Raw genomic sequence first — 16,415 nt, forward strand, 5'->3', positions numbered from 1 at the left:
TATAAATATGGAGGTGTGACTAATGCGTCTGATTAAAATAGCTGAGAATTTTAATAATATAATCATTTATGGAGCTGGTGAGTATGGAGGTATATGCCGCAAATGGATGGGATTATGCTCTGAATTGGTAGAGAAAAGAATATATGTAGCAGTTAGTGTTAAAAGTAATGAAGATGAGGATGTAAAGGAAATTTCTGAATATATAAAAATGAAAGAAGAATGTCTTGTGATAATTGCAACATCAGAAGATAAACAAACGGAAATAAAAGAATTATTAAAACACCTTGGGTTTAAGCATGTATATTCTATGACAACGCAGTTATATGAATTCATGAAGTCTGAGCTAAGTATTAAAAATACACTACAAGATTTAAGCAAGTATACAGCATATAAAAATGAAGCAAGTGAGATATTGAATGGGATGATTTTTTTATCGGCGGCTCAGAATTGTTCATGGATTGAAAAAAAAGATTTTAGGGCTAATCATGCAGCAGTTGGTTATTACTATTTATATGTTTTGTTAAAAGCGCTCGATTCAAATAGGTTTGATTCTATATTGGATATTGGAATGGGACAAACAACAAAATTGATTAGTCAGTATGTTAGAAATACCTCTAAGAAGCATATATGTGTAGAAAATGACGTGAATTGGATTGATTTTTCTAATAAGGAGCTAAATCTTTCCAATCAAACAAAGATTATTAGACTTGAGACTGGTTATGATGAAGATTGTAAAACTAGAATATATTTGGGATTTGAGGAGGAATTAAAGGGAGAGAAATTTAATATTATTTCAATTGATGGTCCTCCAGGGTATGATATGGAAGATGATTCTAGAGTTGATATATTGAGATTATTACCAAATTGTTTGAAAGAATCTTTCATAATAATGATAGACGATACCAATAGACAAGGTGAAAGTAATACTTTTCTAAAAATATGTAATATATTAACACGAAACAAAATTGAATATTGTACTGGAAAGTACACAGGCAAAAAGAGTTTTTCCATCTGTACATCAATAGATAACAAATATTATTGTAGCTTATAAAAATAAAGTTAAAAGAAAATGGACAAACATATGATAGTATGCGATGAAATAGATAGTTTAATCCTAAAATATAATCTGGATAGATTTTATCCTAATTATAGAAAAAGTATATTCGCGAAAGAATTATTAACGGAAATTTTTGCTCAGTTACCTCATGGAGAAATCGTACACCTACTAGGCGAGAGTCAAGATGATGTTGATCACGTATGTGAGTGTATAGCAAATGATAATATTTCCATTACAAAAGCTGTTGTACCAAGTGAAAATGATAGTAGAGTATCAGTAAGTGAATACAACCATGTTTTTTGGACATCATTAAAAGATTCAACAAATATAAAACAAAAGATGAAAAACGATGGAATAGTATATGTTGATATATATGACATATTTAAAAATGCTAATCTTGAGTTTGGAAATGATTTTTATCATGTTTTTGATGAAGAACAAAGTTATGCAGAATGGGATAATGATACTAACTATAAAAAAGATGAATTATATCAATATGAATTTAATATGCATTATAAGAAATATGAGGAAGCAGAGTGTTTGCTAGAAAGAAAGGAATGTTTAATTAGATGTGTATTTATCGCTTTGCTGGCGAGGGATTTTGTGTTATTTAATTCATTAGCTAATTATGATGAGATAAAAAAAGAATTTGCGATATTACAAGAAGAGATTAATAAAATTTTATCGGGGATAGAAAAAAAGATAAAAGCAAAACTATCGGATGACATATTAGTTTTTTGGATAGATGCAGTTGCGTATGGAGATAGGAGTCTAATATCATTTTGGAATAAGAAAAAAGAAAATGCTTTAACTTTTGAAAATGCTTACACAGTAACGCCTAATACAAAACCGACGCTTAGGGCCATGTTTTGTCAAAAAACAGAAGTATCAGATAGGGGATATAAAATAAAGGAAATTAATAAGGAAAACAGTCCTCTGATAAGATATTTGGAGAATTCTGGGTATAGAGTAAAGTCTATTAGTGGTTACTATGGCACGTTGGCAGATAAAATTGAAATTAAAAGAAAATTTGGATTTCGTGCTCAGGCGTCTTTAATTTTATGGAATCTTGTGCAACAGTTAGTAAATTCAGATGAGAATCAGTTCATTATATCTCATTTTTTCATTGAAACTCATTATCCATATTTATCACTTGGTAAATATGGATATGATAATGACGAGCAAATTAGAAAGGATGCAGGGGAGAAAAAAATTGATGAGCAACTCACTTTTTATGAGCGATTTATGCCAAACAATGCAATACGAATTTATATGAGTGATCATGGAAAAGGGAGAGATTTGTCGGATCATCATATAAATTTTGATATCGTTTCTTCCAGCATAACGAAAAAAAGAATAAGTAAGTTTTTTTCGATAATTGATTTTTATTATGTAATAAAAGATTTGGCTGAGTATGGGGAATTGAAAAGTAAAATATATAGGGATTCTGTACCTATAGAAGTTCTTGATATATACAACAAGAATAATGTTAGAAAAAATTTAGAGTCGCGAGTCAATATGAGTCCATTAAATTTTGGCTATGTAGGAGACTTGGATCGAAAATATGTTAGAAAGAGCTTCTCAAATGGGATTAAGTGGGGAGCACCTCTTAAGTGCTACGATAAATATTTACCAGATAATTCTGCAAAGGAGCAAATATATGCGTTGGGCTTAAGGATAAGGGGCCTTCATGAAGCTTTTCCTAATGAAATATTGATGGATGATAAATTTAAATATTCTCGGTTAATGCATGTTCTTTATGCTGAATATATGGATAGATTGTCAGAAAGATTGGGGATTATAGAAAGGATTTTTTTTAATTATAGTAATAATGAGATAGTTTTACGTATGGGTGGAGTACATTCATTTATGCTATTAAAAATGCTTTCACCAAGGGCAAAAAAGAAAATAAGTTTAATTATAGATAATAATGCAGATTGTGTATGTAATGGTCAGGGAAAGCAGATATTAAGCCAAAAAGATTTTTTAGAACAGGGAATAAAAAATTGTAAAGCTATACTTATCTCAAGTTATCATAACCGATGTTTTATATATGATGAAATCAGACAAGGATTGTATGATGGCTTGGAAATAATAGATTTGTATACGATTTTTGAACAAGAAGAGATTGCATGTACAAGTGATTTTTATGATGCAATTTATGAGGATGACTACAAGTTAGCGATTACAATGCTAGAAGAATTGTGATTTGTGTAGGTGAATCTATGAGAAGAGTGTTTATCAAGGAAAAATCTGAATATATTGATGTATCTGATAGAAGGATGGTTCTATGGTCAGCCGGATTTAATTCTAGGAAAATTAGTATTGAATATCAACTAAATAACATTGATTGTGTAGTTGATGGTAATCCAGAAAAACAGGGTACAAGTCTAATCCTTTGCGGGAAAGAATACACGGTTTTAGCTCCGGAAATTATTAGAAAAGAAAATGTAAATGAATATTTCATTTTGATTGGTAGCACAGATTATAAAGCTAGTATAATGAAAGATATTAATACAATTCTTGGTGAAAAAGTAATTGTATGTGACGACATAGAAAATTTGATTTATGGCTATAATGAGCTAGATGAGTTGTTTTGGGATCCCAGGTTATTTAAGGAGATTTCAGAAAAAAATATTTCTCTTAAGATTCCGTATTATATAGATAAAATTAAACAAATTACAAAAGATTTTTTCAAAGGCGAGGTTGTGTTTATTCCATTATACTCGGGTACACGTTTGTGTTTTAGAACGCTTGGTCAAAATGAAGATATTGTGTTTCACATACCTGCATTTGTATTTAGAGAAGAATATTCACAATCTTCCAAAACATTTATATACAATAGTTGTTTAGCAATTAAAAATATAAAAAAAATAAATACGCCTATTATATATATTGATGAGGAAGGATTAGTTATTGAAAAATATTGTAAACCTATAAATTGGAGTAAAAAGTTGGTGGAATCCGCTGTTTTACTTTTAAAAGATATACACTTATCTGGGAACGTTATCAATGTAAAACATAGTTTTAAAGAAAAACTACAAAGTAAAGAGCAATTTATATTGGGGAAAAAGGCTGAAATATCAGATGACTTTTTAGACGTCTTACACAATATCATATACGCAGAATTAGAAGAATATGAAGCTTGTTTATGTCATGGAGATGCCTATTCACAAAATATGGGTATGCTTGATAATAAAATAGTAATGTACGATTGGGAATGGGTAGGGATGTCTGACCCAATGTTTGATTTGGTAAATTTTTATTATGATATAGGAAAGAAATATTATGGCATGGATGAAATATTGGAGTTATATTTGGGAAGGATTGTAACAAATGAAGAGCTGTTCCATGCAAATATTATATATGTAGCCATACAAACCAAAGACTATTTCAATTTATTAAGAAATAATCTTTTGTACAATAATCATACATATGAAAAGCTTTTGGTAGAGGAAGTTAATTTATTGCTTACTTATAAATAATGTAATGGGGAAATGGTATGGATGTTGTTTATATAACAGATGAATATTATATAATGCCAACGACGGTATCTATAGTTTCATTAATAGAAAACAATAAGGAGGCATTTGGTACTATTTATGTAATATGTGAAGGGTGCACTGCTAAAGAACTTGAAAAGATATTAAATTTAAAAACTTATAGATGGGATATAAAAATTATTAATGTTGACTCTGAAAAATATATTGAATTAGAGCAGGAGTTAAAGGATAAAACAAATACACATGTTTCCCGTGCTGCATTGCATAAGTTTAGCATTCCAAACTTAATTAAAGATGTTGACAAAATATTATATATAGACGGCGATATAATAGTTAACAAAAGTATAAAAAATCTATTTGATATTGATTTAGAAGGATACTATATGGCTGCTGTAGAAGACATGGGTAATCTTATGTTTTGTTACAAGGGAGAGCCGTCTCATTCTGATAGGATAGAAATGAAAGGCGAAAAGTATTACAATTCCGGGTTAATGCTTTTGAATCTTAAAGAGATGAGGAAGGATTCTGTTGGAGAGAAATTGTTAGATTATAGAATAAATAAGATAAATTATTTTATGGATCAAGATGCTTTTAATTATTGCATGCATGAAAGGATATTAGAACTTTCTTATAAATTTAACTTTCGAGCTCCTTTGTTTTATGAAGCAAACTTTGATGAAATTAATACATTGTTCTTTGAATCAAGATATACTAGTTACGATGAATTATTAAACGATATGGTGATATTGCATCTTTCTGCAAATTATAAACCATGGGAATATTACACCCAATTTTTCTCGGATATATTCTTGAAATATTATAAAAAAAGTCCTTATAAAGACATTTCTATTTCATTAAGGTCGCTAGAACATCAAATATGGGATAATTGGTATACTTTATATAAGGAAAATGGAGAACTATTGGCAGTACAGAGTTTATATCAAAATGATATAGCACATATGGATTATAAGTTCCCGTATGAAAAAATCCCTAAAGGATCACAGCTGGTTATCTATGGCGCTGGAAAGGTGGGAAAAAATTTTGTGGAACAACTTAATAAGACTAACTATTGTGAAGTAGTCCTATGGGTTGATTCGAGATATAAAGAGCTGAAGGATGTAAGTTCTCCAGATAGTATAAGAAACGCTGAGTATGATGCCGTATTAGTTGCTGCAATATCTAAAGATGTTATAGAAGATATTTTAACAAAACTAAGTATGTATGATGTACAGAAGGAATGTATTGTTACAATCTACTGACATAATTAAAACATATGTAAAGATTAATGTTTCAAGAGTAATATATACTCTTGAAACATTTTGGATTTTTATGGCGTCTAGACACTTTGAAGATTTAAAATTCTTCCAGTACAAATGGGAGCATGTATATAGGTTTGAATTTCAAAGCATTATCATGACCAACATCTTTTTGTGAGAACAAGAATGATTCTAAAACATATTTTGAATATTTCTCACAAAAAATGTCCATAGAGACATGCTTTTTAGAGGCGGAAGATTTGATTTCAAATGGGACAATTTTAGCTTTTTTTTGCAGTATGAAATCCACCTCGTAAGAATGTGTGCTGGTCTTACTTTGCCAGGTATGGTAATAAAGGTCTGTATTTGTTGCTGTAATTATTTGAGCTGCAGCGTTTTCGTACATGTATCCTAAATCTGCTGGTAATTTATCACTTAATAATTTACTATAGATATTTTCATCAGTTTTCGATGCAGCTTTAAATATAAGAGTTGTAAATAAACCGATATCTGATAAATATAATTTGTATGTGGAAGTATCTTTTGTTTGTGATAATGCTATGCTAGGATTAGTGGAGTTATAACAAGGAATAACGGTTTTAGAATCTAATAGGTCAGATAATCGTTCAACATCCTTGTTTGTTTTTCTTTTTTGTGTGGCCTGAGATATTTGGTATTTTTTCTTGTCAGTTGCTAATTGGCTTGGTATTGACTCATACATTTTACCGATTAATCCTGAAGAATCAATCTTTTTAAAATCATCTATATAGAGATCAATAATAGCTCTCTTTATTCTGTCGATTTCCGAGAAATTTTCACCTCTAACATAAGCATCTACAGCCTGAGGCATACCACCAACGGCCATATATATACGAAAATCTCGCATAAGCTTTCGGTTTGTTCCATTACCGACTTCAATATTAAGTTTATAAAGCTCACGTAATCTTCCATATGTGTCATTATCTGCAGCCCACATAAATTCTTCGTAATCCATAGGATGGATAGCAATTTTGTGTTCTTCTGAAGGAATAACAATATCCTTTACGTTTTTCTTAATACTAATTAATGAGCCAGTTTCTATATAATCATATCTACCATCTGCGACCAGATATTTTATCGCCTGTCTAACCTTTGGCTGACGTTGAATTTCATCGAAAATAATAACGGATTCTCTTGGATATAGTGTGATATCTGTTACAGTTTGTAAACGTAAGAAGAATACATCAAGTGATGCAATATCCTCAAATACATCTAATAAATCTTTTGTAACATTTGCAAAGTCAATTTTAATATAGGATTTATAGTTTTCCTGAGCAAAAATTTCAGCGATAGTTGATTTTCCTACACGACGAGGGCCTTCGAGTAGAGCAGCATAATTAGGCGCATATTTATCTTTCCATATTTTTAAATCATCGATAGCTTTTCTTTTAAAAATAGTTTTATTAGACATATTTTTCTCCATAAATTGCGTAAAATTTCATTAAATCTAAATCATAAAAATGACATAATTTCAATATAATAATAAATCCAAAATGTCATTATTTCAATATAATAATTTAGAATTAATGTCAGTATTTCAATTTGAATATATAATGTGTGACAATTCGGTGTTCAAGAGGTAATTGTATTGTAGATATATACTAGTTTTAATATAATTATTACATAAATAGATGCATGGTGGGGATAAAATATGATAATTACACAAACTCCTTTTAGAATGTCCTTTTTTGGTGGCGGCACAGATATGGAAGAATTTTTCCGTGAATATGGTGGTGCTGTTATATCTACCACATTTGATAAATATTGTTATGTGAATGTACGTCATTTGCCTCCATTTTTTGACTATTCAACAGAGTTGGCATATTCAAAAATGGAGCGAGTGTCTGATATAGAGGAAATAATTCATCCAGCTATCAGAAATGCAATGCAGATGCTCAATATGAAGGATATTAGGTTAACTTATGAAGCTGATTTGCCGGCGCGTTCAGGCCTTGGTACGTCAAGCTCTTTTGCAGTAGGAATGTTGAATGCATTTTATGCATTAGAAGGAAAATATGTAAGTAAAAAAAAGCTAGCAGATGATGCTATATATTTGGAGCGAAAATTATGTGATGAAGTTGGAGGATGGCAAGATCAGATAGCAGCTTCTTTTGGAGGGCTTAATAGAATTAATTTTAATGCGAATGGGTATGAAGTATTACCAATAATTATATCACCTGAGAGAAAAGAAAAACTAAATAGTAATTTAATGATGTTTTTTACAGGATTTACCAGACTTTCTTCAGATGTGCAAAAAGCTAATGCCGCATCGGTTAAGGACGAAAAGGCTAAAATTGAAAGTTTAAAGGAGATGCTTTCACTGGTAGACGAAGCTGAGAAAATACTAGTAGATAACAATACTGAATTAGATGAGTTTGGAAGATTATTGGATTATACCTGGAAATTAAAGAGAAAAACTGGGGGTGCTGTTTCAACTAGTGGGATAGATGAATTGTATGATAAAGGAATTAGGGCTGGTGCTATTGGAGGCAAACTTTTAGGTGCTGGAGGCGGAGGCTTTTTAGTTTTTTATGTTGAAAAAGATAAGCAGGAGAATGTAAGAAAGAAAATGTCTAATTTATTGTCCATACCATTTATGTTTGAAGATGGAGGAACTCGTGTGATTCATTATTCTCCTGAGATACAAGAAATATAAATAATTTCAGGAGGCAGTATGAAGGCTGTAATAATGGCAGGTGGACAGGGAAAAAGAATTTCAGAAATTTTTCCGGATATTCCCAAACCTATGATTCCTATCGAGGGAGTGCCTGTTCTAGAACGTGAGATATCTGTTCTTAGAGAACAGGATATTACTGAAATAATATTAACTGTAGGTTATAAAGCAAAAAAAATAATAGAATATTTCGGAGATGGTAATAAATATGGAGTTAATATTGAGTATTATGTGGAAGAGCAACCATTAGGGAATGCGGGAGCCTTATATGAAATAAAAAGTAAGCTCACAGAAGATTTTCTATTACTAAATGCAGATTCTCTTTTTAATGTAGACTTTCAGAGATTTATTGAATACCACAATAGAAAAGGTGGAAAGGCTACAATTTTCACACATCCCAATTCACATCCATATGATAGCAGTCTTATTATTGCAAAGGACGGAAAAGTAACTGATTGGATAATGAAAGATGAGGAACATCCTAAGTTTTATCAAAATAGAGTTAATGCTGGATTACATATACTTTCACCCAAACTATTGAATGAACGTCCAAATACGGAAAAAGTAGATTTAGATAAACAAATATTACAGCCATTGGTTAAGTCAGAAGATTTATATTGTTATGACAGCCCAGAATATGTAAAGGATATGGGAACTCCTGAACGTTATTACCAGGTGAGCGAGGACTATAAGCGAGGGATTATAGAAAAAAAGAATTTACATAGTAAGCAATGTGCAATTTTCCTAGATAGAGATGGCACGATAAATGTTGAAAAAGGATTCCTTAGTAATATCGAACAGTTTGAATTATTGCCGAAAGTTTCAGAAGCTATTAGGAAGATAAATGAAAGCGGATTTTTGGCAATAGTTATAACAAATCAACCGGTAATTGCTAGAGGTGAAATAAGTTTTACGGGTCTAGAAGAAATCCATAATAAAATGGAGACATTGTTGGGGGCAGATGGTGCATACTTAGACGATATTTACTATTGTCCTCATCATCCTGATAAAGGCTTCAAAGGTGAAGTTAAAGAACTAAAAGTAAATTGTAGTTGTAGAAAGCCGAAACCGGGGATGATATTAAGTGCAGCTGAAAAGTTCAATATTGATTTGTCAAAATCATGGATGATTGGAGACAGTGAGCGAGACGTTTTGGCTGGAAAAGCGGCTGGATGTAAAACAATACTTATCGCTGATGATACAAGAAAAAGATATGGGCAAGATTATACCGTGTCAAATTTATACGAAGGAATAAATTTATTGATTCAAATTCATAATTTAGAGGTGTGAATAAAAATGGGTGTCATGAAGTTGCAAGACTATTTTGATACGGATGCAAATAAAGAATATTTGGAAATAGGGCCTCTTTATAATCCAATGTTGAAAAAGGGAGAATATAACGTAAGATATTTGGATTTTAGAACTACTGAAGAAGTTAAGGCGACCTATGAAGGTTCTTATGCAGATGTAAGTGGAATAGTAGATATAGATTATGCCACAGGAAGTAGAAGTTATAAAGAAACTGTAGGGAATCAAAGATTTGATGGAGTATATTCACGACATTGTATTGAACATACATATGATGTCATTGGGCATCTTATGGACGTGGCAAGTATTTTAAAGGAAGTAGGAAGGTATGTAATTGAAATTCCGGACGGAAGTTGTTGGTTTGATTATTTTAGGCAGCCGACTACTTTTCGTGAAGCATACTGTGTATATAAAGGGGCATCTCTAAACTGTTTTATATCCGAAAGTGGCTTAGATACAATTCCTCTATTTAGTGGTTCTGACATCGAAAAGTTTAAAAGAAAGGATGTTTCATTTATAGGGGAACTGATTGGAGAAGAGTATAGAATAAAAAAAAGTAAAGAGATTATGGAAGGGGAAGATATCTTCTACCCTGAAGACAGTCCTCATATTTGGGTATTTACTACAAGGAGTTTTTTGGAGCTGTACCGAGATTGTTTACGATTTAATATTTTCCCATACAAAATGATTTTTTATAGTGGTCCTGATAGTGAAGGTAGAGATTGTACTATAAAAGTAGTATTGGAAAAGTGTTCAAGAATTCTTGAAGATGATGACTATAGACTATCAGAAATTATTCGTACGCAGTTAAGGATTGAAGAAATTGGAGGAGAAACTGGTGGAAGAATAGCTAGTGCCTTTAAAAATAATAAAGAGGTTTATTTATATGGTAAAGGGAAGGTTTCCAAGATTTTATATGATGCTTTCAGAGAATTCTTTGATAAAAATGTAGGATTTGTAGTTTCAGATGATGTGGAACAAGACGGTGATGACGTATTGAAGCTTTCGCAGCTAAAACCATCAGAAAATGTGTTTATTATTATAGCTACAAAGACAAAAGAATATGTTGAACAGATGGAAGAAAACTTAGTAATAAACGGATTTATACGGGGGGAGCACTATATAACTATTTAGGAGCGAATAAGGTGCAGAGAAAACAGATTACGGCAGTAAATCATTATGATGTATATCCTTTTAATCACGGGGGCTCTTTAGGAATAAGAGGCCTTTATAAAGCGCTGTCCGAATGGGTTGATGTTAATTTAATTACATTGGTTAGGGATGATTCCTATGCTGATGAAATCTTTATTAATAATCATATAAAAATCATACCTATAAAAGTTCCTAAAGAGTTTGATGATGATTTACTTAAAAGATTTATGGATAGTGAGGGGATAAGGGATGTAGATGATGTTGACTGGGATCAGATTATAATTCGGTATTATCATGAAAATATTAAGATAATTGATGAGATAAGGAGACTATCAAAGGATTCGATACTAGTAATTGCAGAACATGTTTATACATGGAAATTAGTGAAATTATCCTGTCCTGATAAGCATTTATGGTATAGGGCGAATAATGTTGAGTATGATTATAAAAAAACTTTATATGGAAATAGGTTTTGTAAAGATAACTATTTGAAGTTTTTGTACGATTTTGAAAAAGATTGTTGTTATAACTGCGAAAAGATAATGACAGTATCACAGCTTGAAGCAGATAGATTCATTGAGTTATACCAATGTCCTGAAGATGTGGCTTCACATTTTATGGATATTAAATCGGGGTATGATGCAGACAGTGTATCACCAATTTTGCCATCGAAACGCAGGATAGATGATGGATGTAAATATCATGGTCTTTATATAGCATCTGCTACAGTAAATGCATTCGATGCAGCCAAATACTGTGTTGAATATGCAAGAAGCAATCCTACTGTAAAGATGTTTATAGTAGGAAGTGTCTGTTTTTTATTTAAAAACGAGAAAGACCTACCTTCGAATGTAGAAATTACAGGAATTGTTTCTGACGAAAGAAAGATAAATCTATTATCTAGTTGTGATTTCGCGATGAATTTAATGGAGACAGGTGCAGGTATCAACGTGAAGATGTTTGAGTATTTTGCTTATGGAATACCTGTAATTACAACGTCATATGGAGCCAGAGGAATAAACATGGAAGATGGAGTGAATGGAATAATTACAACTCCTGATACATATATAGAAGATATAAATACTTATTTAAATGAGTCTGAAGAAAAAAAAGATCAGATATCAAATAATGCAAGAAAATTGCTTGAGAAAGAGTATAGCTGGCGTTCACTTGGAAGAAAAATAATTGAAGAAATAGATGATATGTATGGATATGATTTGATTAATGAAGCCGTTACATTGGATGACATTAAATTATATTCCGAATCATCTATTATGCCAGATGGAAAATTTTATATTAGATGCGCTGGATTATATGGAACGAAAACATTATCGTATATGCGAAGTAATGGGTATGAGCCAGAGTCATTTATTGATACAGATAAAGAGAAAATTGGAACCCTAATAGATGGTTTAAATGTTATTTCTGAATCTGAATATATAGATAAATATAGGAACTATATTGTTATCGTAGCGTCATCTAAGTGGGATGAGATTACGGCAGAACTTTTAAGCGAGGGGGTTCCAGAGGAGAATATATATATTTCTTGGGAGATAACAGGAGAAAGTATTATTCGATTTTCTGATATGCAAGGTAAACGAGGCTTTGTGGATTGGGAAAGATGGAAGAGAAGGGTCTTAAGTAATGTTAATAGATGACTTTTGCAGGAAACACAAAAAAATATATATTTATGGCGCAGGAAAATATGGAAGGGCTTGTAGTGAATACGTTAGTGATGAGGTTTTTGCAGGTTTTGTATCGTCATCAGGTGAAGAAATAGTTAACGGGGTGAAGGTATGTAAATATGCTGACATAGAGTCGAATATTGAAAGAGATACTGGGATAATTATAGCCATGACTCATGAGAATCAGCTGCAAGTGTTGCAGAGCGTTTCTTTTAATTGTGACACGTTGTGTGTGGGGGAACTTGAGTTATTAAAATGTCGATTAAAAGAGGTAGAGTTTAGTAATACTGAGGGATATTACTTATCATATACCCAGGAAGCATTAAAGAAGATACTTGTTATTCAGATTGAAGTAACGTACGGGGATGTTATATGGGCAAGTGCATTTCTAAGGAGTTTAAGGGAGAGTTTTGATTATGCGCAAATCGACATGGTTATTAATCAACGACATGAAGCAATAATTCAACATTGCCCATATATAAATAATATATACAAATATGATAAGGTGCAGCGTGATAGAAGACTATCAAAAGGTATGATAGATGATATAACTGATTTTTATACAAACAATCTATTGGGGCAGTCTTATGATGCAGTCTTTTTGGTTAGGCATATTCCATTTGACGATATGGATTTATGGGAAAATATTCTACTCATGGAATTAGTCGATGCCAAATATAGGTTTGGGCATGTGTACATGTCAGATCTTATAGTGGAAGGTGTTGTGGATTATATCAGACCTTTTTTTACAAGAATGCTTGTGGAAAAGAATCCAGAGCATGTCGCAAGACAGTATGTGAGATTACTGGAGACAGTGAATGTAGAGACTAAAGATATACCCATGGAAATGTGGGTGGGCCAGGATGAAAAACAATCGGTAGACAAGCTTCTGTCAAATATTGATGGAGAACTGATTGGAATTGTTCCAGTAGGTAGCACAAGAAATAGAGCATGGAATCCGGAATATTTTGTTCAAGTAATTAGAGAATTAAAAGGTTATAATTCGGAATTTAGGTTTGTGATACTTGGTGGTAGTGACGCTGAAGAGGCTGCTAGTGTTATAAAAAACGAAGTAGATATATTAGATTTGACTGGTAAGACATCATTGCTGGAGGCTTCGGAAATAATTAGAAGATGCAGATTATATATTGGTGTTGACACAGGGTTAATGCAAATGGCATCAGCCAATGGAGTGCCAATCGTCGAAATATCACACATAATGAAGAACACCCCGAAATCTTATTCCGGTGCAGCAGAATGGACTGGGCCATACTGCGTTAAAAATATTATACTTAAGCCAGAGAAGGGCTTAGAAGATTGCAAGTATGTATGTAGGCACGATTCTCATTGTATAAATCAGATAAGCCCAGAAGATGTAGTAATTGCAGCAAAAGAACTTCTTACATGATGAGAAGGAGAAAAAATGAAGCTGATTATAGTTGGGGCGGGGAAGACCGCTGAACAGTTTTTAAAATACAAAACAAAAAAAGGAGTAGAGATTCCCTTTGTTTGTGATAATGATTCTGCAAAATGGGGGGAAAAGATATGCGGATATAGGATTACTCCCTTGGAAGAAATTCTGAAAACTAATTATGACCTAGTGCTTCTGGGGTTATGCAATGGGGGAGCACTAATTGAATTGATAAATCAATTAGATAGTCTTGGAGTACCAAGAGAAAAGATAAAGTTTTCTTATGATCCGTCATTTATAAGGTTTTGTGAAAGTGATTTAGACGAATTATTTGAGATTCCTAAATTTGAATATGAAGTTAAATTCGAAAAAAATAAGATTACACCTAGAGAAGGTTGTAAAGGTGAGACTGAAAAAAGTCATGACAGAAGGGAACGTGAAGGGTTTTTTGAAAAGTATTGTCAGGGAGAAGGACTAGATATTGGCTGCGGTGAAGATCCTATAGTGCCAGGTGTTTCTGGATGGGATATTTTAAACGGTGATGCCCAATATTTAAATGGAATTGATGATGAGAGTTTTGATTATGTCTATTCTTCTCATTGTCTTGAACATATGCGTGATGTCAGAGTGGCAATCAAAAATTGGTATAGGGTGGTTCGAAAAGGTGGGTATCTGATTATTGCAGTTCCACACAGAGACCTATATGAGAAAAGAAAGTGCCTCCCATCTCGCTGGAATGGAGACCATAAGCACATGTTCCTATTAGGAGTGGCCGAAGCCCCTGATACTTTGGATTTAGAGGAGGAAGTTAAACAAAGTATTTCAGAATATGATTTGATTTATGCAAAGGTTTGTGACGAAGGGCACACTATTACAGATCCTCTGATCCACAGTGATGGTGAGTATCAGATTGAGATGGTAATCAAGAAGAAATAGAAGGAGTTGAATCTTTCTATAAGAAATAGTTGGCTATGGATAGAGTGGTAGTATATGGTCTAGGAAACAATTTTATTTTTTCGTATTATGAGCTGTCACAGTATTATGATATTGTGGCTGTTTCTGATGCATCTGAAGAAAAGATTGGGGAAAGTTTTTATGGTCATGTAGCTCAAAAGATAACATCAATTCCTAAGCAATTATACCAATATGTGGTCATAACACCAGCAAATCATAAAGGAATTATAGAATCTTTATCGAATCAAGGTATTGAGAGAAAGAAGATAATTACCCTACAAGAGGCCTACGATAGAATTCCTGTTGAAGAGTGGACTAAAGGCAAGATAAATAATATTAATATGAATATTAGTTATAAATATGCCTTCATTTTATATGGCGGAATGGGTGATTTGATAGTTGCTAAGCTATGGATAAATAAACTGATCAACATATACAAGCTTTCTCCGGATAAGATTAGTTTATTTTTTTCAAAATCTAATTTGGAAGATGGTAGATTTATATTTAATGATTTAGTTGCTGAAGACAGATGTTTTATCATAAACGAACTGGCTGGGTGTGAAATAGTTGATAAATTTAGTGTTATTTTTCGTTTTTGTATTATTCCGGAAGTTTTAAAGTTTTATAAGGAAATTGTAGAAAGTAATGATGACTTTCATGTTTATGTAAAAAGAATATTTGATGAAAATATAAGAGGTTATAACAGGGGATTATTTACTTCGGAGAAATATTACAAGACACTTACCAAATACCTAATAGAAAAGAACGTTGTATATCATACTGCATATGATATCTTTGGGGAGTTGGGGGCAGATCTAGATGATAGAGCAACTTTATCAGCGGCCAATATTAACGAACAAGAATACTTGAAACAAGTGGGGCTTTTTGGGAAAAAGTATATAACTATAAACACAGGATTAAATACAGAATATTCTAAGAAGAAAAATACTAGAGAATGGCCTTTTGTAAAATGGAATCAATTGGCAGAAGAAATAAAGAAGAAATATCCGGAAAAACTTGTTGTGCAAGTTGGATTAAAACTTAAAGAAGATGATGACATAGTTGCAGATGTACATTTGAACGGTAGAACAAATTTAGAGCAAATTGCGATTGTTTTGAAAAATGCTGAAAAGCATATTGATTATGATGGAGGGCTTGTTCATGTGAATCATTCTGTTGGTGGGAAAAGTGTTGTTCTTATGGGACCATCTTCAGAAGAAAATCATGCGTATCCGGAAAATATCTATATAAGTTCAATAGTTTGTAAAGCTTGTGAGTGGACTAGTTCAGACTGGCTTTCAAATTGCCCAAAGGGTTATGAATGTCCGAAATGTATGACGGAAATAAATGTGGAGACAGTATTAAACTTTATTTAA

Annotated in this window: 12 protein-coding genes; 11 read left to right on the plus strand and 1 reads right to left on the minus strand. The window is 32.2% G+C overall.

What is annotated here, in order from left to right:
- Positions 1 to 22: 22 nt before the first annotated feature.
- From G592_RS0109030 to G592_RS0109045, 4 genes are read left to right on the plus strand one after another with little or no spacing between them, the layout of a single operon-like run.
- Positions 23 to 1,051, plus strand: a complete 1,029-nt coding sequence (locus G592_RS0109030) for a hypothetical protein (RefSeq protein ID WP_028247542.1) — start codon at positions 23 to 25, stop codon at positions 1,049 to 1,051.
- Positions 1,052 to 1,081: 30 nt separating this feature from the next.
- Positions 1,082 to 3,265 carry a sulfatase-like hydrolase/transferase gene (locus G592_RS0109035; RefSeq protein ID WP_036952439.1) on the plus strand — a complete coding sequence of 728 codons (2,184 nt, stop codon included), beginning with the start codon at positions 1,082 to 1,084 and terminating at the stop codon, positions 3,263 to 3,265.
- Positions 3,266 to 3,282: 17 nt separating this feature from the next.
- On the plus strand, positions 3,283 to 4,542 hold the full coding sequence (locus G592_RS0109040) for a phosphotransferase (RefSeq protein WP_028247544.1): 1,260 nt from the start codon (positions 3,283 to 3,285) through the stop codon (positions 4,540 to 4,542).
- Between the two features lie 17 nt (positions 4,543 to 4,559).
- Complete coding sequence (locus tag G592_RS0109045; protein WP_028247545.1) at positions 4,560 to 5,819, plus strand: glycosyltransferase family 8 protein; 1,260 nt, start codon at positions 4,560 to 4,562, stop codon at positions 5,817 to 5,819.
- A 94-nt stretch (positions 5,820 to 5,913) separates the two neighbouring features.
- Here G592_RS0109045 and G592_RS0109050 read toward each other — a convergent pair whose 3' ends face one another.
- On the minus strand, positions 5,914 to 7,266 hold the full coding sequence (locus tag G592_RS0109050) for an ATP-binding protein (protein WP_036952443.1): 1,353 nt from the start codon (positions 7,264 to 7,266) through the stop codon (positions 5,914 to 5,916).
- A 240-nt stretch (positions 7,267 to 7,506) separates the two neighbouring features.
- Between G592_RS0109050 and G592_RS0109055 the strand changes: the two genes are divergently transcribed.
- From G592_RS0109055 to G592_RS0109085, 7 genes are read left to right on the plus strand one after another with little or no spacing between them, the layout of a single operon-like run.
- On the plus strand, positions 7,507 to 8,511 hold the full coding sequence (locus tag G592_RS0109055; RefSeq protein ID WP_028247547.1) for a kinase: 1,005 nt from the start codon (positions 7,507 to 7,509) through the stop codon (positions 8,509 to 8,511).
- Between the two features lie 18 nt (positions 8,512 to 8,529).
- Positions 8,530 to 9,819, plus strand: coding sequence for an HAD-IIIA family hydrolase (locus G592_RS0109060; protein ID WP_028247548.1), 1,290 nt, complete (start codon positions 8,530 to 8,532; stop codon positions 9,817 to 9,819).
- Between the two features lie 6 nt (positions 9,820 to 9,825).
- The gene (locus G592_RS0109065; RefSeq protein ID WP_028247549.1) at positions 9,826 to 10,971 is read left to right on the plus strand and encodes a hypothetical protein; all 1,146 of its coding nucleotides are present in this window, start codon (positions 9,826 to 9,828) and stop codon (positions 10,969 to 10,971) included.
- A gap of 11 nt (positions 10,972 to 10,982) precedes the next feature.
- Positions 10,983 to 12,647, plus strand: coding sequence for a glycosyltransferase family 4 protein (locus G592_RS0109070; RefSeq protein WP_028247550.1), 1,665 nt, complete (start codon positions 10,983 to 10,985; stop codon positions 12,645 to 12,647).
- Complete coding sequence (locus tag G592_RS0109075; RefSeq protein WP_028247551.1) at positions 12,634 to 14,082, plus strand: glycosyltransferase family 9 protein; 1,449 nt, start codon at positions 12,634 to 12,636, stop codon at positions 14,080 to 14,082. Before G592_RS0109070 ends, G592_RS0109075 begins: the two co-directional genes overlap by 14 nt.
- A gap of 15 nt (positions 14,083 to 14,097) precedes the next feature.
- Positions 14,098 to 15,021, plus strand: a complete 924-nt coding sequence (locus G592_RS17045; RefSeq protein ID WP_051194843.1) for a class I SAM-dependent methyltransferase — start codon at positions 14,098 to 14,100, stop codon at positions 15,019 to 15,021.
- Positions 15,022 to 15,056: 35 nt separating this feature from the next.
- Complete coding sequence (locus tag G592_RS0109085) at positions 15,057 to 16,415, plus strand: glycosyltransferase family 9 protein (protein ID WP_028247552.1); 1,359 nt, start codon at positions 15,057 to 15,059, stop codon at positions 16,413 to 16,415.

The organism is Pseudobutyrivibrio ruminis CF1b, assembly GCF_000424005.1.
Lineage (GTDB): Bacteria > Bacillota > Clostridia > Lachnospirales > Lachnospiraceae > Pseudobutyrivibrio > Pseudobutyrivibrio ruminis_C.